Below are 20,924 nucleotides of genomic sequence, written 5' to 3' on the forward strand. Positions count from 1 at the left end.
GGAGTTTTATGTTTTACCGACTTATACGAACTGATTTGAAAAGAATAGCTCATTATGGAATATACATGGTAGTCGCAGCATTTGTCATGATGACGGTTTTCCTGTGTCTTGCGTTAAACGCGAACTCTTTTATCTACTCTGATGACCGCTCCGAACCACTTTCAATCGGAATCGTGATGAGTGCAGATTCAAAATTCGCACAAATGGCATACAACACGATATCTGATATGGACAGCTACCGCTCATCATGTGTATTCACAGAATTTTCAGACAAGGATACAGCCCTTTCAAGGCTCTCTGACGGAGACCTGTTCGCTGTGATCTATGTCCCTGACAATATCATAAGCGACATCATGGACGGAACGAACACACCTGTCGAGGTATACTATTCTGACAACCGGTCCATCGATACATTTGTGCTGAATGACCTCTTCCGCTCCACATCCTCCATGCTTGGCATATCCCAGGCGGCCATATATTCGGTTCAGGCGATAGGAAGGAACATGGAGCTTCCCGAGGATATTCAGGACACGCTCAGCAACGATGTAAATGCCATGTTCATGACTAAGGTTCTTGACAGGACTGCCAACTTCACCGTCGACAAAATAAATGCAACCAGAGCAGCAAATACCACCGACTTCTACACAAGTGCGGCGGTTCTTCTCATGATGATGCTGTGCAGCGTTGTTTTCTTCCCATTCCTGCTCGACCTCCCAGCCTCTTACATAACAAAGCTCAGGTCACAGGGAATTGGCAAAGTCAGACGCAATGTCAGCAATTTCATATCCATGTTCATATGGCTGTATATCCTTTATATAACTGTATACATGGCTCTCGCCCTGGCATCACTGTTTATCGATGAACTGCATGTAAATATCCACATGAGCGGGATACTGTTCGGAATCGTCATAGCTACATGTGTCGCGGTATATACACTGCTCATAAGTCTGCTTCCCGCAGGGATACACGGCTGCACACTGCTTCTCACTGTAGTCACTGTCATACTGGCCTATGTGAGCGGCTTATTCATACCGGAAGCCATGCTTCCAAACTTTGCAAAGTATATATGCCATGGATCGCTGCTCAATAAGCTTGTGCAGACACTGTGCATATATTTATCATAAATTTACGGAGATACATCTATGAACCATATAAGACAGATAAACTTACTTATAAAAAGAATACTGTGCCGTCCCGCCATGATCGTCGTTCTGCTGGTCATCCCCGCTGTGCTGATCGCTGTGAGCCTTCTGCCAGCCAGAAAGCAAAGCACCGAGATCGTGTCCGGCGTGTATATTGAAAGTTCTGACGAACACACGGATGCTTTCCTGTCGTATCTCACATCGACATCCACGGGATTTACCTTCAGGCACTATGAATCCCTGAAAGACATGAAGGATGATGTAGCATCCGGCAGGATCGACTCCGCGTACATGGTTCCTGATGGTTTCAGTGAATCAATGATCCACTCTGACGGGAAGCGCCACATAACCGTGTATACAACCGATGGAAGCTCATTCCAGTCTGTGTCCGAAGAATCCGTGTATGCCGCCCTCCTGTATGCATATGCGGCAGACATGTCTGTATGTATGCTCCAGGATCGTTATCTGGCAAATGTCCCATACGACGAGACCCAGATGTCAGAATACATCAGTGATAGATTTAAGGGATATATCGAAAATGAGGACATTTTCACCATCGAGAGCGGACTCACCGGAAAATACACGGCATCGACAGATATTGCGCCAAACAATTTTCCTGTGGAAATATTGGTTTACATAACTTTGTTCGTGTGTTCTCTCATGGGACTTCAGAACTATCTCCGGGATCTGGACTGTGGGGCTTACTCTATCCTCTCCTCCAGAAAAAAAGCCGGATTCTGTGTAAAAAATATAGCAGCGGGAATTATTCCCGCTGCCATTATCAGCTTTATATCCTTGATCATATATTCCGGCACCAATGGCTGTCTCAATGTCCTGCTGCATATCGCCGCAGTGTCAGTCATCAGCCTTGCTGCTGCACTCATATTCAGAGTGATATTCAGGCGCTATAAGATATTTACTATAGCTCTGCCATTCATCATCATCTGTACTCTTCTCCTGAGTCTTCTATCAATGCTCTCGCAGATGTAGACTCTGTGATCTGCTTTACCAGACATCCATAGCTGTCAGCCGGCACCGCCACATTGAAGCACACATCTGCAGTGTAATCCGTACTGTCTATCAGTGCATCACTGTTGCTGAGAAGATATTGTACCTTACCCGAATCGTTGTAGTTCGTGGTTATCTTCACCAGCTTCATAAGCTGCATCTTATGTATACCCGCATCAGACAGTGCAAGCTTGGCTGCCTCGGTGTATGCTCTCACAAGACCACCTGTTCCGAGCAGTGTTCCACCAAAATACCTTGTGACCACTATACATATATTAACCACCGCATTCCCCGTGATAACCTCCAGGATGGGTTTTCCAGCCGTTCCCTGCGGTTCTCCGTCATCAGAGAATCTTAGCAATGTATTCTCGCTGCCTATGGCAAATGCATAGCAGTTGTGCCTTGCATCATAGTGCTGCTTCCTGATCTTCTCGACAAAGGCATATGCCTCTTCCTCCGAGGACACAGGGACTGCATAGCCGATGAATCGTGATTTCTTCTCGACTATCTCGTCCTGCCCCTCCTGTAATATCGTGTTGTATGTCTCTATCATCGCTTCTCCGAATTGCTGGTGAGCAGCTTGCCCAGCTCATCCATAAATGTATTCACATCCTTGAACTCTCTGTACACTGATGCAAATCTTACATAGGCTACCTGATCAAGATCCTTGATCTTATCCATGACTATCTCACCTATGGTCGTGCTCTCTATCTCTCTCACTTCCATGTTGAAGATGGTGTTCTCTATGTCATCTATGCACTTTGTGACTGCTTCCGCTGAAACCGGACGCTTATGGCATGACTTTATGACACCTGACTCTATCTTGGAACGGTCATAAGTCTCTCTGTTCTTGTCCTTCTTGATGACTATGAGAGGTATGGTCTCCACCTTCTCATATGTGGTAAATCTCTTACCACAGGCGTCACACTGTCTTCTTCTTCTGATCGCACTTCCATCCTCCGCTGGTCTGGAATCGATAACCTTTGTATCATCTGCTGAGCAAAATGGACATCTCATATAATTTTCTCCTTATATCTCCCACCTTCGGAGGAACCTTCTTACGATATTATCTTTACTGGGCACTTGGCCTTACATGCACCACAATTTGTACACTTCTCCGGATCTATGTGAGCAAGGTTTCTGTCTATCGTGATGGCTCCAGCCTCACAGTTCCTTGCACACAGTGTACATCCGATACATCCTGTGCTGCAGGCTGCCTTGACCTGAAGACCCTTGTCATGGGAATTACATCTGACAAGTCTCTCTGCATCATATGGAACCAGCTCTATCAAGTGTCTCGGGCACTCTGTGACACATTTGCCGCATGCCTTACACTTCTCCTTATTAATTACCGCAATTCCATCTATAATGTCAATAGCCCCGAACTCACATACTGCCTTACATGAGCCATAACCTGTACATCCATATGTACATGCCTTAGGACCGCTGTTTGGATTGTTCTGTGCCAGCTTACAGTCCCTTGGTCCAACATACTCGTATACATCCTTCGCCTTCTCGCAGTCTCCTGCACACTTGACAAATGCCACATACCTTGTATTTTCAGCGTTTTCCACGCCCATGACCTCACTGATCTTCGCTGCCACTGCCTCGCCTCCAACAGGACACGCTGATGGCGGCATCTCACCTTTGGCGATGGCCGCTGCCAGTCCGTCACATCCCGGATAACCACATCCACCGCAGTTATTTCCCGGAAGGAGCTCTCTTACTGCTATTTCTTTCTCATCTACTTCTACCTTAAATTTCTCTCCTGCGACACCCAGAAGGATACCTATCACAATACCTACGCCTGCGACGACTGCCACAGCTATCAATATTCCTGTCATATCCGCACCCTCCTTATATCAATCCTGAGAAACCGAAGAACGCAATCGCCATAAGACCTGATGTGATGAGAACTATAGGGGTTCCCTTGAACGCCTCAGGTATAGGGCTGTGCTCAAGTCTCTCTCTGATTCCTGCAAGTATCACTATGGCTATAGTAAATCCGACTGCAGAGCCACATCCGTTGATGGTACTCTCAAGTATACCGTAACCGCTCTGTACATTTGAGAGAGCGATACCAAGCACGGCACAGTTGGTCGTGATCAGTGGAAGGTAAACTCCAAGTGATTCATACAATGACTTGACCTTCTTCTTGAGGAACATCTCAACAAACTGTACAAGTGCTGCGATCACAAGGATGAACACTATGGTGTTGAGGTACTCAAGTCCGAATCTTCTCAGTATGCCGTAATACACAACGCTGGTGACAAATGAAGCTATGGTCATGACGAACACAACCGCTGCTCCCATTCCGGTTGCTGTGTTGACACTCTTGGACACTCCAAGGAAAGGACACAGTCCAAGGAACTGGCTGAGGATAACATTATTTACAAGTGCCGCTCCGATGGCTAACAATAAAATATTCATTATCTCTTACCTCCCTTTCCTTTTTTCTTCTTTATATGAGCCATTGTCTCCTTGAGCTTTATGTCGGAATCTGCTGGCTCGTTCTCTGCAGAGTGTTCTGGCTGCTCTGCTTCCGTCGGCTGATCCGTTGATGGCTGCTCTGCTGCTACTTTGTCTGCTACTTCCTGTTCTGCTGCTGGCTGCTCTGTTGACTTCTCATTCTGGAGATTGTCCTGACTGTCTGACTGAGTCTCTGTAACAGTCTGCTGCTCCTCATCTGGCGTCTTTTCCTGCTGAACTTCCTCAGCATGCTCCTTAAGCATCTTTCCTGTCGCATTCGGAACAAGCTTTATGTCGGCGAGGACTGACTCTCTGGTCGGTGCATATGGGCTGAGTCTTGGCTCATCCTTCTTCGCCTCATCTGGCTTGTCAGCCTCTGGCGCTGTATTCTTTGCTGCATCCTTATCTGCCGCTGCAGGTGTCTCTTCCTGCTTCTTAACCTGTTTTGCATCCGCTGAAGGTTTCGCCGGAGCCTCTGCTGCCTTTACAGGAGCCGGAGTCTCTGAAACCAGCTTGCCACAACATGCTGCATTGATACAGCCTGCACATGAGTCCGGTCTGCATGCTGCCGGGATCTCCTCTCCATTTGCCAGTGCCTCGGCTACCTTCTTTGCATTTCTCTTGTTGATAAATGCTATGATGAATGCAAGCACGAAGAATGCACCAGGTGCAAGTACGAATATTGTTATAGGTGTGTACAGGCTGAGTGCATTGCCTATACCCTTTATAATTCCCGATGAGTTCTGAAGTAAGTTGCCATCTCCAAGTATCTGGAATCCAAATACACAGCCCTTTCCGACAAGCTCTCTGAACATTCCTATAAGTGTAAGGCCAACTGTAAATCCAAGGCCCATTCCAAGTCCATCAAATATAGATGGAAGTACCTTGTTCTTGGAAGCATATGCCTCGGCACGACCAAGGATGATACAGTTTACAACTATAAGTGGTATATACAGTCCCAGGCTGCTGTTGAGTGATGGCAGGTACGCCTGCAGCAGAAACTGTATGATAGTAACAAACGAAGCTATGATAACTATAAATGATGGTATTCTGACCTTATCAGGTATAACCTTTCTGAGTGCTGAGATCATGAAGTTGCTGAGCACCAGAATACATGTGGTCGTAAGTCCCATTCCTGCGCCATTGATGGCTGATGATGTAACCGCAAGTGTCGGACACATTCCAAGCATCTGTACGAAGGTCGGGTTCTCTTTCACAATACCATTATATAAACGCTCTGTACATTTTCCCATTACTTGTCACCTCCGTTCGACGCTGCAGATGAATCAGCAGCACCGCCATTTATGGACTTCACATACTCAAGTCCCGCATTCACCGCATTGGTAACCGCATTTGTTGTGATGGTAGCTCCTGACAGGGCATCTATCTCCTCGTCCACTGTGGCACCTGACTTGGTGTACTGGAACTTGTCGACCTTCTTGCCTGCGAACTGTGACTTGAAGCTGTCTGTGTCAGCCTCCATACCAAGTCCTGCAGTCTCTGAGAGTGACAGGAATGAAATTCCATTTGTCGTTCCATCCGCTCTGACTCCCATGGCAAGCTGAAGGTCTCCACTATACGCCTCATGTGATGTGACAGTCACAACATATCCAAGTACTGAACCATCGCTGCCCTTTGCTTCCACGATCTCATCTATATCTGCGTTATATCCGGCATCTGACAGGATCTTTGCAGCCGCATCGGCATCAAAGTCAGCATAGCTGTCAAACGAATCCGCATCATCGAATACCGCCTTATATGCCTCTTCCTTTGCTTTCTGCTCTGTAACTGCTATAGGATCCTTTGTGATCTTATATACATAAGCCAGTGCAAATCCTGCTATGACTGTGATTATCATGATTGCTATAGTTGCTATAACAATCGACTTTGTATCCATCTTAGACTTTGTTCCGGCTGTGTCACCCTGGGCTGCAAGCTCTGCGCCCTCTCCGAAGCTCTTCGGCTGTGTCCATCTCTCAATGAGTGGCACAAGCAGGTTGGAGAATATGATTGCATATGATACGCCCTCTGCTGATCCTCCGTATATTCTGAAACAGAATGTAAGTATACCAAGTATCACACCAAACACAACCTTACCCGCAGGTGTGATAGGTGATGTAACATAGTCAGTTGCCATAAAGAATGCTCCAAGCATCAGACCACCACCGCACAGGTGTGCTGCGAGGAATGTAAGATCAAAACCTCTACCCGATGCAACCGCATATATCATAATGAGCACCGCAAATGTTCCTATATATGTAAATGGAATAACCGGCTTTATAACTCTTCTGATCAGAAGATAAGCCGCACCAACAAGTAAACATACAACTGATGTCTCACCTATGGTTCCCGGTATATTTCCAAGAAACATATTGAGTACATTGACATTTGCCAGATCCCCTGTGTTCTTGAGTACTGCAAGAGGTGTAGCAGTTGTCACACCATCATACGAGAATGATGTCATTCTTCCTGCAAATGATATGAGAAGGAAACATCTTGCGCCCAGCGCTGGATTCATGAAGTTGAATCCCAGTCCTCCAAAGAGCTGTTTAACTATTATAATGGCAAATGCACTTCCGAGTATCGCCATCCACACCGGTACATCCGGTGAGAGGTTCAGTGCAAGAAGAAGTCCTGTTACAACTGCACTGAGATCGCCTATGGTTACTTTTCTGTTCATCATCTTCTGGTACAGCCACTCAAACAGCACGCATGAGACCACGCATGTGAGTATAAGTATCATAGCGTTCAGCTCGAAGTTGATGATTCCAAATACGGTTGCCGGAAGCAAAGCAATGATCACATCCAGCATAATGCTCTGTGTACTTCGTTTATCTCTGACATGTGGAGATGACGAAATCTTAAATGTATTATCCAATGTGTACACCTCCTACTTCTTTTTATTCGCAATGATGGATTTTCTTGTTCCCGCAATGGTCTGTGTCAGATGTCTCTTCGCCGGACACACATACGAACAGCATCCACACTCACAACACTCCATTCCGTTGTGAGCAAGGAATCCCTCTGTATCCCCATGCTCAGCCAGTGAAGCAAGCATCGAAGGAACAATACGTCCCGGACACACATCAACACAGCGTCCGCATCTGATACAGTTGCTCGGTTCAAGGTCTGCCACCTCGTCATGTGTCATACACAGCAGTGCCGACACTCCCTTGGTTGCAGGAACATCCAATGAGAAAAGTGCCTTTCCCATCATAGGACCACCTGAGATCACCTTCTCAGGAACCACACCATCCTTAAATCCACCCGCAGCCTCTATAAGCTCCTGACAGTTTGTTCCTATCCTTACCATAAGATTGCATGGATTCTCTATGGCATCACCTGTTATGGTGACTATCCTTGTGTAGAGTGGTCTTCCCTCTATAACTGCCTCATATATGGACACGATGGTATCAACATTGTGAACTATACATCCAGCATCCGCTGGAAGCATCTTGGAGTTGACATATCTTCCAGTGTTAGCATATATGAGCTGACGCTCGGCACCCTGAGGGTACTTGGTCTTCATCACATGGACTTCGATCTTGTCATTGTCCTTTACCTTATCCCTGAGAAGTTCTATTGCCTCAGGCTTATTATCCTCTATAGCGATGATTCCCTTTGCATGATCAAACAGATTGATACATATCTCAAGTCCCAGTATCAGCTTGTCCGGTTCCTCCATCATCCTTCTGTAATCCGAAGTAAGATATGGCTCACACTCTGCGCCATTTACTATTATGTAGTCGATCGCATCCTCGTTCTTCGGGGACAGCTTGACATTTGCAGGGAAACCGGCGCCGCCCATTCCTACTATTCCGGCCTCCTTTATGATCTCCTTCACATCCTCTCTATACAGAGTGGACAGATCTTTTACATTTGCTGCAAAGTCGATCTCCTCAAACAGGCCATCATTCTCTACAACTATTGATTCAACCTTTGATCCACCAGGCACATATCTCGGCTCGATTGCCTTGACCTTTCCCGATATGGATGAATGTATATTTGCTGACACGAAGCCACTGGTCTCCGCAATCTTCTGACCAACCAGGACTCTGTCGCCCTTCTTCACTATAGGTGTGGCCGGTGCCCCTATATGCTGACTCAGCGGGTACACGCAGTCACCTTTTGGAAGGTATTCTCTGACAGGCTTTTCCATTGACAATTCTTTGCCTTCATATGGATGAATTCCGCCCAGAAATGTTAACAAACCCATGTTCTACCTCTTTTCCTTATATATTTTTATTAAAAAAATCTCCCTATATAATAACGCTTTAAGCCCTCAAAAACAACCTAAATGGGGATATATTATCATTTTAAAATATGGAAATTCTTCTGCTTATCCGCAAAAAAAACGATCACATATAAGATATAGACACTTATGTCTTTTCTGTATCTTACATGTGATCATTTATAAATTCATTCGGATATCATTCTAATATTCTATGGACGGAAGCTTTCTGACAAGCATGGTTCCCGCCAGGCCTATGCACACACCGGCTATAGTTCCCGATATGCACAGCACCGGCATATACAACATGATATTTCCACTCTTCATGAGAAGTGCTGCCATTGCTATTTGCCCTGCGTTGTGGCTCACTCCGCCTAGTATGCTCGTTCCAAGGAGACCAAACAGATCCTTTTTCCTGCAAAGCGTCATGACCAGAAGTGACAACACCGCTCCCGCCATGCTGTATACCATAACCATCATATTGCCAAACAACAGCGACGACAGCACCACTCTCACCAGTGACACTATCCACGCATCTGATATCCTCAGCCTGTACATGACAACTATGGTGACCATATTTGCAAGTCCCAGCTTGATTCCCGGAACAGCTATATTCACCGGGATCATGGATTCAAGATAGGAAAATACCATGGCTATGGCCACGAACATACCTGTGTATGTGATCCTTTTTGTACTCCAGCCATGCATTCTATCCACCGCCGTCTCTGAACTTTTCTGATCATTTTTATCTCTACTGCACATCTATATCTCTTTCCCTGCCACCTTGTATCTCTATGACAAGCTTGTGCGGAAGACAGGTTATAGTCTCTCCTCTCCTGCTCTTCCAGCCCATATTCACACACACCTTATCCGGGCAGTCCGCATCACTGACACTGATCTTCCCAGATTCAACCACAACAGTGTTGCTTCCCCTGTCCGTGTTGAACTCATAGGTATCGTCGACTGTCATGTCTATGGTCTGCACCAGTTTGTCATCTATATACACATCCGCGGTATTGCCCGTCGGAAGCACAAGCCGCATGACAAGCCAGCATATAATTCCCGCTACTAAAAGGACTACACACAATATCAGATCTTTTTTTCTAAACCATCCTGCCATATCTTCACATCACTCTGCCAATTTATAGTCTTCTGCCGTTATGGTGAATCGGTCCTTCAGGCCTTCACTGACATACACATTCTTATCCTCATCTATGATGACGGCCTCCGCACCATACTCCTGAATGGTCTTCATAGCCTTATCCTTATCCATCAGCATACACAGTGTGGACAAGGCGTCACTGGTCAGTCCGTTATCACACACTACCGTGGCCGCTATAGTGCCATTCCATGCCGGATATCCTGTCCGGGGATCAAGTATGTGGTGGTATCTCCTGCCATCCTGCTCAAAATACTTTTCATAATCTCCCGATGTGGATACAAATGCCGTCTCCCCATCGCCAAAGCTTATGACACCCATGGTCGTTCCCTCTCCAGCTCTCGGATCCTTGACACCGACCTTCCAGGCTGTACCATCAGGCTTGCTTCCATACACAACTATACTTCCGCCCAGGGCCACACATGCACCGGCCGCATCAGTACCCTTGAGATACTCTGCTGCCATGTCGCAGCCATATCCCTTGCCGACTGCTCCCAGATCAAGCATCATACCAGGCTCTGATATCCTTAACGTATCGCCATCCACACTTACCTTTGACACATCCACCAGCCTCAGTGCACTGTCTATATCCGCCTGTGATGGAATCTCTGTCCTGCCATCTTCTATCCCCCACACATCCGCCAAAGGCCGTATGGTGATATCCAACAGATCGTCATGAGCCCTCGATATGTCAAGCGTCTGCTTCAGCACACCCGCAAGTCCGCTGCTCACCGTGATATCCTCATCAGGCTTATATGTGTTGTTCACCCTGTATATCTCAGAGTCCGCTGAGCGCCATGACAGCACATCCTTGTCCAGGCTGTCTATGAGCTTCAGCATCCCGTCTATATTCTCACTGCCATGGCTTCCATACACTGTAAATGACGCAGCCGTTCCCATGGTGATCGTGTTCCTTGTATATTCACTTTCACCTGACCGTCTCACGCCTGATATGATGACCATAGCAATCACAGCCACCATGACAACCACTACGGCTGCTATCCTGTACCATTTCTTCATGGTCTGCCTACCTCTGTGTTATTTCAGATATTCGTCGTGAACCTGTTCTCTCAGCGAATATCTGAAGGATTTCTCGTACTCCACATTCTCATTGATGCTGTGGTTTACCTCCTCGAAGAAGCTCTGGTTGATGATATCCATGGAGTAGAATATCGGGTAGTTACTGTTCTTCTCCCACATCATAACTCCACCATCCACGGATTCCTTACCGTACTCCTCCTCGTAGCGCTTCTTGCAGTCTCCACTGCACAGATATACATGACACAAACCGTTGAGGGTCTTCTTCAGCATATCCGTTCTGAGTATATATCCATCACAGTCTATCGCCCAGTCCGGTATCTCATCCGGCTTCACTATGACTATGATCGGCATATATCTGTCAGGGCTCTCAACAATCGCATTCAGCTTGTCATAGCTGATCTCCTCAGGGCTTGATCCCTCCTCCATGACTATCCCGGCGTCTACAAAGCCAACCTGATTGAACATATCCTTCATAAACTTTGGCCTGCTGTATCTTCTCTCCTTGACGTTGATGGTCTCACATATGTTCTCCACATTCACATCATATATATCCCCGGCACTCACCATATCCACTGTCACATGCCATATAACACCAGCCTCTGAATTGCTTATGTGCTGGAAATCCATATGAAACTCACCGGCCTCATATGTTATATATACCTTATATCCTATGGTGGAATAATCCACACTCGTGAGTTCCTCGGGCATCTGTGGGAACACCATACTGATGTGCTCTCTGACCCATTTGTATATGATCTCACACGCCTTGTCATAACCCGCCGCAGGTATTCCTACCCTGTGGCTGTACACAACATTCGGAACCATAGGCTTTATCTCAGTCTTCACCTCTGGTCTGACCGCTGGAACGAACTGCTCCTTGTCAAGCAGCCTTGATATATACTCGTTGTGGACTATCTCCTTGTTGATCAGATAAATAACTCTGTCAGGAGTCAGCTCCTTGTGATACTTCTTGTTGAGCAGTATCTCAACCAGTTCGCGCTTGCTCACAGTGTGGAACTGCGCCACGATGTCCGGATTGTTGTCCAGATATTCCCTGAGTTCAGACTTAAGCGGATCCTGCGTGATCCTGAGCCTGTATTTGCTTCTTATGGCATTCTCCCAGTTCTTCTCCTTGTACTGTGAGTCGTGAATACTGTTGAAAATCTGCATGATAGACCAGTCGCACAGCTCCAGATTGGCTATGATACTGTTCATGACTCTGGACAGATCCTCATGTCCAGTCCACAGATCGGTCTCCTTGGAATCAGAACCCAGCTTATACTTATATCTCATCTCATGCTCTATCTCATGCCAACCCTCGAAGAGCACCGTCCTGAGCTGTACCTCAAATGTCTGGTCAAATGGCTTGTTCCACACACTTGCAGGTATGTTTCGCAGATATTTGCTCGGTATCCTGAACACACCGTTACATTTCTGTGCCTCAAATTTGTTCTCCTCATTCTTCGTCTTGGACCAGTTGTCCAGAAGAAACGTCTCCTCAAGTATCTTCTCACATATATCCATGTCCTCCAGATAGAACAGGTTGATTCGTATACCTATGATATCCTGAATCTTTCTTCCACCTTCCTGCATGGAGTATTTACCAGTCTCCAGCTTGTGCAGAAGTGACGATTCTGACTTGATTCTCGATGTACTGTTAAAATATATTCCCGCATTGTTCAGCTTCGTGACAAGAGTGTTGAGCAGACTCATCTTCACATTGTTGATCTCCTCTATCTCCTGTTCCTGAAGAAGCTTCTCGTCACTATTATAGTCATAGATGCTATAATCCATTCCATCATTCCTTTTCTGTAATTATATATCAATCCGCTCTGCGGCGTCTTTCCTATATCCACGCATATCTTTATCTAGTATATCACAATAATTGTGTATTTTGCTTAAAATAATATGAACATTTTATAAAAAACAGTGCAATTCCACCCTTATAGTATAAAATCCACTCCATTTTCTTGCGAAAGTAAAGGCTTGTATATATAATTAAAAGGCTAGAACACAAATGAGAGGTTAAATTATGATTTTAGACTGTCAGAACATCTGCAAAGCATTTGGCACAGATGTTATATTGGACAATATTTCTTTTCATCTTGAGGAAAAGGAGAAAATGGCTATAGTCGGCATAAACGGCGCCGGCAAGACCACTCTTCTCAAGATAATAATGGGTGAGGAAAGTGCTGACTCCGGTCAGGTCATAGTGTCAAAGGACAGGACCATCGGCTATCTGTCCCAGTATCAGGAGAGCAATTACAACACTACTGTCCGCGGTGTCATGATGGATGCGCTAAAGCCTATCCTTGAGCTTCAGGACAGGATGCGCGAACTGGAACACACCATGGCTGAACAGACCGGTGAGGAGCTTGAGAGATCTCTGGAGCTCTACAACCGCTACACCCACGAATTCGAATATAAGAACGGCTATAGCTGTGAGAGCGAGGCAAATGGAGTTCTCAAAGGACTAGGTTTCTCCAAGGAGGATTATGACCGCCACACGAACTCTCTGTCCGGTGGCCAGAGGACAAGACTTGCACTCGGCAGACTACTCATGGTGAAGCCGGATATCATCATCCTCGATGAGCCGACAAACCATCTGGACATGGAATCCATCTCATGGCTTGAGGGCTTCCTGTCATCCTACCAGGGAAGCGTCATCATCGTCTCCCACGACCGTTATTTCCTCGACAAGATCGTGACCAAGATAGTCGAGCTCGACAATGGCCACAGCCAGGTATACAATGGCAACTACACCTACTTCGCACAAAAGCGTGCAGAGATCCGTGAGAACATGATGAAGGCATATCTCAACCAGCAACAGGAGATCAAGCATCAGGAGGAGGTCATCACGAAGCTCAAGCAGTTCAACCGTGAGAAGTCCATCAAACGTGCAGAGAGCCGTGAGAAGATGCTCTCACGTATAGAACGTCTCGACAAGCCAACCGAGGTTGCATCCGAGATGAGGATCACTCTTGAGCCAAATGTCTTAAGCGGCGAGGATGTTCTTACGATCGAAGGACTCTCCAAATCATTTGGCGACAATAATCTGTTCTCAGGAATAGATATGGATATCAAACGTGGCGAACACGTCGCCCTGATAGGTGGAAATGGAACCGGAAAGACAACCATACTGAAGATGATCAACAGGCTTGTATCCAAAGATGCCGGAGCTATCATCCTTGGATCACGCGTCAAGATCGGTTACTACGATCAGGAACATCAGGTACTCACGATGTCCAACACCATATTCGATGAGATAAGCGACGCCTACCCTGATCTGTCCAACACCAGAATCCGTAATGTCCTTGCGGCATTCCTCTTCACAGGTGAGGACGTGTTCAAGAGGATACAGGATCTGTCAGGTGGCGAGCGTGGACGTGTGTCCCTTGCCAAACTGATGCTCTCTTCAGCCAACTTTCTTATTCTGGATGAGCCGACGAACCACCTGGATATCACATCAAAAGAGATACTGGAGAATGCCATAAGGAACTACACCGGCACTGTCCTGTATGTATCTCACGACAGATACTTCATCAACCAGACGGCCACAAGGATCATCGAGTTAAGGGACAAACAGCTCACAAGCTATATAGGCAATTACGATTACTACGAGACCCACAGAACGTATTCCACAGATTTAGTAAGTCCATTCACTCCAATAAGCGGAGTCTCTGACGCACCGGCCCAGACCGCTCCCGCTGTCTCACAGGCCAAGCTCTCATGGCAGGAAAGCAAAGCTGAGGCGGCAAGGCAGCGCAAGAAGGCAAATGACCTGAAGAAGCTTGAGGCATCCATCGAGGAACTTGAGAACAGGATCGCAGAGATCGATGAACAGTTTCTTCTTCCTGAGAACGCCACAAATGTCGGTCTGCTGAACGACCTCACAAAGCAGAGGAACGAAGCCGACACAGAACTCAACGAGCTCTACACGAAATGGGAGGAACTGTCCGAGGATGACTGATGGCGGGATCGCTCATGTCAAACCTGCAGGCTTAACTATATCAACAAATACCAAAAACACCATATACGACTACAGCAAAGAGGATCCATATAAGGTATCCACTCACCGTATTCATATATGGTGTTTTCTTTGTTATCATGCACAGTCTCCTGTACATCTATTGTTCATACATGTCTCATGCACAGTTCCCTATACATTTATGTCAATCTCTCTACATTCTAATGTCTCACATGAATTATCTTCATGGCATACTGTCCCGACAGATCATATGCAGAATTGCTTATATAGACCTGATCGCTGCTGCCCATTCCACCCTGAATGATCCAGTATTCAGGCTTATTTCCGCTGTTAGAACCCCAGTCATGCACATATGCCTCACATGCCGAAGCCGGAACTCCAAGCTTTCTCAGATACTGCTTAAGTGCAGTCGCTGAAGAGAACTTTCCAAAATAGATTCCGACATGGGTCGGCTCTCCATTCGTATAGTAGACAACTATATCACCAGGCAGGAGCACATCGTATGAGAAGTCCTCCCTGTCCGCTGTGAGCTCGTAATCCGTCGCCTCACCCCAGCTTCCATTCTGCGCCAGAATCGCCTTGGCGATGACCTTGCGGAGTGCCCAGTCTGAGCATATATTTGATGAACTGATCACGAATCCGCCATTTGCAAAGTCAGTGTACTTGACTGACATATCACTTCCCGGAGTGCTGCTGCCTGCGTATCTAAGCGCATTTGCCACAAATACATTGCAGTAGATTCCTGTCTTGCCCAGATATTCATTGACAACCCTCTTCATCCATTCATCAAAATCCCAGCTTATCGAATCTGTCTTGAAGCATCTTCCCCAACTGTCAAATTCATACTCCACATCACCCACTACTATCTTCGTGAGTTTACTGCAGCGTCCATTTGCATCGCTGAAATAATACACCTTCTTGTTGTTGATCTTGGCGTTCTTAAGACCCTCAGACTTGTCGTTGAGCAGCTTGCCACTTCTGTACTCGGAATATCCTGTACTCTCGTCATAATACACATATTCAGTTACAGTTCCCTCATCGCCTACATAAGCCGCACTGTAATCACTAATCGTCTGCCAGCCCTTTGTTCTGACAGCCTTACCTGTTTTACCAAAGTAACTGCAGTTGTCCTGCAGTCTCACCACAGAATTCTTCTTTACTATCCATCTGTTATTCGAGAATACTCTGTACGTGTCTGCATATCCCGATACAGTATGTGTCGATCTGTAATATATCGCATCAGATATTCCCGTGCTGTCCGTGTGGAGCACAACATGTCCAAATGAAGGTATCCACGCATTCACCGCAGCCGTCCAGCCGCCCTCGCTCGCCACCTTCTGACATCTGTATCTTATGCCGTCCACCTGTACAAAATAGGTTGCCTCTCCGTTTCTTATGTAATACTTCTTATCCCTTGAGATCTCATACCACTTCGTGACGTTGCTCTTCGCACCGTTCACAAAGTAATAATATCTTCTGTTTACCTCGTATACACCGGTTGCCGTACTGGTCCATTTTCCCGACGAATACTGGTACAGTCTTCCCGACTGCATCCGCCTTACTGCCTTGCCGTCCACCGCAAAATAATACACGCAGTTTCCTGATGTGATCCAGGTCGATCTCACCGCAGCGCCGTCACTTCCAAAGTAATAATAGTCTTCTCCAAACTGCTTCACCACGTTCTTGACCGGAATACCCGCTTCGTAGTAGTACACTCTGGAATTTTCTGTTCTGAGTCCCTTGTACGCATTTCCATTCTTGTCAAACAGGACTTTTATATTATTTACCATGATCGCCTTATTCTTGACGGTGATCCTGACTGTTCCATTATAGCTGTAGAAATAATTGCCGTGATAAGCGCTCACAACATGCCCATCAAAAAGCTGGATATACTTCACATCATTTCCAGACATGCTTCCGGATATATCCGCGTCGACAAGCTCCCCTGCCGGTGAACTGCTGCCATATTTGTACCAGCCATCTCCCACAACAGCCTTGCCACTCACAAAGTAATCACAGTACCCAGATCTTGTGAACAGTCCTGTCGCCGGACTGCCCTCGCTATAATACACTCCATTGTAATATCCTGTCAGAGCTACAGAATAGTCCCTGGCAAATGTAAACTTTTTGAGCTCTATGGTATTGCCGCTCTTAACGCTCATGTTGACATATCTGCTTGAAGAATTATAATTCGCTGACTTCAGCATCTCAAAGCTGGTGTCTGTGTAGCTTCCGTTATACTGCACATTTGCATCGCTGTCATCCGCTGCGACAAGATAAAACTTGGAGTTATATCTTATCAGTGCATATGTGATAAGTGTATCACTGTCCTCACCTGAACCAATGAAGTAACTCTCGCCCTCCGCAAAGCTGAGTCTGAACATGCCATCGGTGGAGTTCGTAAACACATATGTACTGCTGTTCATCTTAAGTGCTGTTTTCTCCACCACGCTGGTAGGCGTCGCCACCCCCGGAGCCTCCGTATCCGCATATACAGATGCAGCCACATCCCCTGCAGTCTCCGCTTTGGCCGTCATGTTCCCCACACACGCCATCTCCGTCAGCAGAACAAATGCCACAGCGATGAGCAGAGCAAGAAATCTTACGTTATTCGACTTATACAATCCCTTCCTTATTGTTCGCAACATACTTCCTCCTGAGTATTTATTATGTATCTATAGTACACGATTTTGGCTGCATGTGAAATACAATATCTGATATTTTTCCGATATCTTCTCCACAAATTTCTTCGCCCCCGCCATATTTCTGTCATCAAGATTGACAAATGGATCATCCATTATGAGCATCGGCTTTTCATCCTGATACATGCTGTCCACTATTGCAACTCTTACACACACTCCGAGGATATCCGCCAGTCCCGAGCTCAAGGTCTGAGAATCCCTGTACATTCCCTGCTCTCTGTACCTGATTGTCATATCCGGGGCCGCCTGTACATTTCCTGCATGCTCTCCTGTAACGCACTCATAATACCTGTCAAATGCCTCCATGACCGGCACCGAATGTCCCACTGCAAATGTATCCCTGGCCTCCCCCAGCAGCTCGTACGCCTTTACGTTGAGCTCGTATCTGTGCAGATCGTCTTCCAAAGCCTTTTTCTTATCCGCCAACGATGCCGTCACAGCAGCTATCTCCTGTCTTCGAAGCTTGAGCTCCGCCAGTTCCCTGGCATACTCACCAAGTCTCATGTTTTCTGCCATATAGACCGACATCTCCTCATCCATATCGGATTCGTCATCGGCTGTATATATATCATCTGATCCGTCCGATCTGGTATCATCAGCGGCATCCCCCGGCTCTTCCACCTTATTCTTCCTGTGCCAAATCTTTTCATTTATCCCGCGTATAATGTAGTAGATTCCGAGTACACAAAGCATACCTGCACATACAACAAATATAATCATAGCCATATCGTCAGGTTCTTCTATTCCAAGCATAAATTTCCACATCCCCAGAGATAAAAGTGCTGCGATCAACGCACAAAATCCTGTCATGATATATTTACTGCCACGTTTTTTATTATTTATGCTACTTCCAATGCTTTCTAGTTTTTCTGCATTATCTGCCTCTGGCTTCGCTGATTCCGGCTTCAACGGTTCATGCTTTACAACGGCTTTCTGTCTCTGCCGCCTCATCCGGTTCTGATTCTGCATTTCTATCTCACGGATATTTTTATTCAGCTCATTTATACTTCTGTCTATTCCATCAAGCTCCCTGACCTGCTCACGCATCCCATCAAGCTCATATTTTCTCCTGTACAGTTCCCCCGTCCGCTTGGTTGGCGACTGCCTGTTTATAACATTCTTCAGTATCTGTCTGGCATTCTCATAATTGCTTATATCATCCGTGCTGTCAGCGATATTACCAAGCTTAGCACTTATCCCATCCGTCGCCCAGGTCCGGCAGTCATCCTGCCCTATGTACATACTTCTCACAAATGACGCAGAATCCACATGAAACAGCTCCTCCCCAAGCTTATCCGTGAACATTCCTGTCACAGCATGAGTCGCCCCGTCGTATATCACGCATTTGTCATCGCTCTTCTTCGCGCCAAATGTCCTCTGAACCCTGTAGTTTCTGCCCCTGCTCTCAAATACCAGTTCTCCGCCATAGGCAGCCCCCGACCACGGGCGATATCTTTTTCTTTCATTCTCAATGTCATTTCTCTTCGTCTCACCGTCGAAGCCATACAGCATGACCCGGATAAAAGCAGCAAGAGTCGACTTGCCCCAGCCATTATCCTGGACAAATTTATTTATCCCCTCCTTGAACTGGACTTCCATGTTATTCAATTTGCCAAATCCATCTATATAACAAGATATCAATCTCATACTTAAAATATCTCCTCGCCCGCAAGAGCCCTGAGTCCTGTCTGGATCACATATGCCTTGTCATTTTCACTCATATCCTGCCCCATGACCTTCCTCACGAATTCGCCCTTGAGGGACGCATCATTCATATACCTCGTGTAATCCACCTGAAAATCCGTGTGATCCAATATCTCTATATAGTAGAACGAATCCTGAAACTGCTTAGTCAGATAATCCGTGTTTATCTCGCTCTCAACATTTACCGCGCCTGTGAGGGATACCCTCACCATGTCCCTGGACTCATCTTCCATGGTCCCCGGCAGTTCCTGATACAGTCTGTCTGCGATCATGTCCGCCGCATCAGAGCTTGACTCTGCCCCTGTCACGTCCACTTCCACATCGAACAGCCTTCTATATGCAAATGACACAAATTCGGTCTCAACCGTATGCCTCCTCTCATCCACATCAAGCATCATAAAGCCGTGCTCACCACACTCGTCAAAGCCCCTGCCCTCCAGACATCCCGGATAGCAGTAGAATCCCCTGTGATCAAGGCTTTCCAGCTTTCTTCCGTGCACATGTCCCAGTGCCAGATAATCTATGCCTCTTCCCCTGAGTTTCTTCAGGCATACATCATTCATGTTGCGAGCCCTGCCATATTCCTGCTCCTGTCCGTGGAGTGTGACAATATTTATATCGTTCTCATCCAGTTCGAGTTCATCATATATGCTGTTGCAGTTTTCGTCATTCAGCACAGCGCCCGCGATCACTATACGTGATCCCTTAAGCTGATACTGCGTCCACTCATCTCCGAATAAATACAGATTCTCTGGGAGTCTCCGCCCAGCAAATAAGCTTTCATCCGGGTCATGATTTCCCCTCAGATAGAACACATCTATTTCAGCATACTTCGCTATCTCCCCCAGAACAACATTTATCGTCGTGGCAGACACTGTCTCTGAATCAAAGAGATCCCCCGCTATTATTACCGCCTGCACGTCATTCTCTGCAGCATACCCGAATATTTTCCTGAATGTGTTAAGTATCTCATTTCTTCTGCCTCTGGCTCTTTCTCTTCCAAGATGTGCACTCAGGGCTGAATCAAGATGGATATCCGCACAGTGTATTATTCTCATAGTTCCTCAACCTCAGTCATCTCTATTCTTTTTCTATATTAACATATTACGTTAAAATTTGCTCATAAAGAATAAAGTCCACGGCATATGCCGCGGACCCTGTCTACATCATATCATATACCTCCTGTCTGATACACATGTGTTTTCTCTCTGTATTCAACAGTAGAAAACTGTCTCTTAAGTTCATACATGAAGTATATTGCTCCTTGATTTTCGTTCCGTAATTATTACGGATTTTGTTTTTTCACAAACAAAAAGCGCCAGAAGCCTTGGTTTTACAAGGTTTCTGACGCCTGTCTAGCAGGGGATGAGAGAATCGAACTCCCACCAAAAGTTTTGGAGACTCCTATCATACCATTTGACCAATCCCCTATATACAGAAAAAATTTAACACCTGCTGCAGCGTTAAATTTTCCCGGTAC

The 20,924-nt window shown here is 46.3% G+C and carries 16 protein-coding genes, 1 tRNA gene and 2 pseudogenes; 3 read left to right on the top strand and 16 right to left on the bottom strand.

The genetic code is table 11. The annotated features are described in order from the left end of the window. Window positions 1–8 precede the first annotated feature (8 nt). Together ARA78_RS04305 and ARA78_RS04310 are read left to right on the top strand one after the other, a co-directional pair. On the top strand, window positions 9–1,124 hold the full coding sequence (locus tag ARA78_RS04305) for an ABC transporter permease (RefSeq protein ID WP_082423601.1): 1,116 nt from the start codon (window positions 9–11) through the stop codon (window positions 1,122–1,124). Between the two features lie 18 nt (window positions 1,125–1,142). Then, window positions 1,143–2,132, top strand: a complete 990-nt coding sequence (locus tag ARA78_RS04310) for an ABC transporter permease (protein ID WP_055280046.1) — start codon at window positions 1,143–1,145, stop codon at window positions 2,130–2,132. Here the strand turns inward: ARA78_RS04310 and ARA78_RS04315 are convergent. The 12 genes and pseudogenes from ARA78_RS04315 to ARA78_RS04365 all read right to left on the bottom strand — a co-directional run bounded on the left by ARA78_RS04315 (window position 2,083) and on the right by ARA78_RS04365 (window position 12,844). Further along, the gene (locus tag ARA78_RS04315; protein WP_015533102.1) at window positions 2,083–2,703 is read right to left on the bottom strand and encodes a YigZ family protein; all 621 of its coding nucleotides are present in this window, start codon (window positions 2,701–2,703) and stop codon (window positions 2,083–2,085) included. The genes ARA78_RS04310 and ARA78_RS04315 overlap by 50 nt on opposite strands. After that, complete coding sequence (nrdR, locus tag ARA78_RS04320; protein WP_015533101.1) at window positions 2,700–3,167, bottom strand: transcriptional regulator NrdR; 468 nt, start codon at window positions 3,165–3,167, stop codon at window positions 2,700–2,702. The genes ARA78_RS04315 and nrdR overlap by 4 nt, the downstream gene beginning before the upstream one ends. A 41-nt stretch (window positions 3,168–3,208) precedes the next feature. After that, complete coding sequence (locus tag ARA78_RS04325) at window positions 3,209–3,994, bottom strand: RnfABCDGE type electron transport complex subunit B (RefSeq protein ID WP_055280047.1); 786 nt, start codon at window positions 3,992–3,994, stop codon at window positions 3,209–3,211. 13 nt (window positions 3,995–4,007) lie between these two features. After that, window positions 4,008–4,580: an electron transport complex protein RnfA gene (locus ARA78_RS04330; protein WP_015533099.1), complete on the bottom strand. Its 573-nt coding sequence runs from the start codon at window positions 4,578–4,580 to the stop codon at window positions 4,008–4,010. 545 nt (window positions 4,581–5,125) lie between these two features. Continuing rightward, a pseudogene (rsxE, locus tag ARA78_RS14520) lies at window positions 5,126–5,872 on the bottom strand (electron transport complex subunit RsxE); the annotation flags it as partial. Further along, window positions 5,872–6,516, bottom strand: a complete 645-nt coding sequence (locus ARA78_RS14525) for an RnfABCDGE type electron transport complex subunit G (protein ID WP_334291737.1) — start codon at window positions 6,514–6,516, stop codon at window positions 5,872–5,874. The gene ARA78_RS14525 and the pseudogene rsxE, both read right to left, overlap by 1 nt. Window positions 6,517–6,564: 48 nt before the next feature. Further along, a pseudogene (locus ARA78_RS14530) lies at window positions 6,565–7,497 on the bottom strand (RnfABCDGE type electron transport complex subunit D); the annotation flags it as partial. Window positions 7,498–7,509: 12 nt separating this feature from the next. Continuing rightward, the gene (rsxC, locus tag ARA78_RS04345) at window positions 7,510–8,835 is read right to left on the bottom strand and encodes an electron transport complex subunit RsxC (protein ID WP_015533097.1); all 1,326 of its coding nucleotides are present in this window, start codon (window positions 8,833–8,835) and stop codon (window positions 7,510–7,512) included. A gap of 219 nt (window positions 8,836–9,054) precedes the next feature. After that, on the bottom strand, window positions 9,055–9,612 hold the full coding sequence (locus ARA78_RS04350) for a Gx transporter family protein (protein WP_082423603.1): 558 nt from the start codon (window positions 9,610–9,612) through the stop codon (window positions 9,055–9,057). Next, the gene (locus ARA78_RS04355; RefSeq protein ID WP_055280049.1) at window positions 9,602–9,970 is read right to left on the bottom strand and encodes a NusG domain II-containing protein; all 369 of its coding nucleotides are present in this window, start codon (window positions 9,968–9,970) and stop codon (window positions 9,602–9,604) included. The genes ARA78_RS04350 and ARA78_RS04355 overlap by 11 nt, the downstream gene beginning before the upstream one ends. A gap of 9 nt (window positions 9,971–9,979) precedes the next feature. After that, window positions 9,980–11,029: an FAD:protein FMN transferase gene (locus tag ARA78_RS04360; RefSeq protein ID WP_022216222.1), complete on the bottom strand. Its 1,050-nt coding sequence runs from the start codon at window positions 11,027–11,029 to the stop codon at window positions 9,980–9,982. 18 nt (window positions 11,030–11,047) lie between these two features. Further along, complete coding sequence (locus tag ARA78_RS04365; protein WP_055280050.1) at window positions 11,048–12,844, bottom strand: hypothetical protein; 1,797 nt, start codon at window positions 12,842–12,844, stop codon at window positions 11,048–11,050. A gap of 238 nt (window positions 12,845–13,082) precedes the next feature. Between ARA78_RS04365 and ARA78_RS04370 the strand changes: the two genes are divergently transcribed. Continuing rightward, on the top strand, window positions 13,083–15,020 hold the full coding sequence (locus ARA78_RS04370; protein WP_055280051.1) for an ABC-F family ATP-binding cassette domain-containing protein: 1,938 nt from the start codon (window positions 13,083–13,085) through the stop codon (window positions 15,018–15,020). Between the two features lie 218 nt (window positions 15,021–15,238). Here ARA78_RS04370 and ARA78_RS04375 read toward each other — a convergent pair whose 3' ends face one another. The 4 genes from ARA78_RS04375 to ARA78_RS04390 form a co-directional block, all read right to left on the bottom strand. Beyond that, window positions 15,239–17,686: a hypothetical protein gene (locus ARA78_RS04375; protein ID WP_055280052.1), complete on the bottom strand. Its 2,448-nt coding sequence runs from the start codon at window positions 17,684–17,686 to the stop codon at window positions 15,239–15,241. Window positions 17,687–17,713: 27 nt separating this feature from the next. After that, complete coding sequence (locus tag ARA78_RS04380) at window positions 17,714–19,387, bottom strand: ATP-binding protein (RefSeq protein WP_055280053.1); 1,674 nt, start codon at window positions 19,385–19,387, stop codon at window positions 17,714–17,716. 2 nt (window positions 19,388–19,389) lie between these two features. Continuing rightward, complete coding sequence (locus ARA78_RS04385) at window positions 19,390–20,502, bottom strand: metallophosphoesterase family protein (RefSeq protein WP_055280054.1); 1,113 nt, start codon at window positions 20,500–20,502, stop codon at window positions 19,390–19,392. Window positions 20,503–20,803: 301 nt separating this feature from the next. Further along, a tRNA-Trp gene (locus ARA78_RS04390) sits at window positions 20,804–20,874 on the bottom strand. Window positions 20,875–20,924 lie beyond the last annotated feature (50 nt).

It is taken from the genome of Coprococcus eutactus (assembly GCF_001404675.1).
GTDB lineage: Bacteria > Bacillota > Clostridia > Lachnospirales > Lachnospiraceae > Coprococcus > Coprococcus aceti.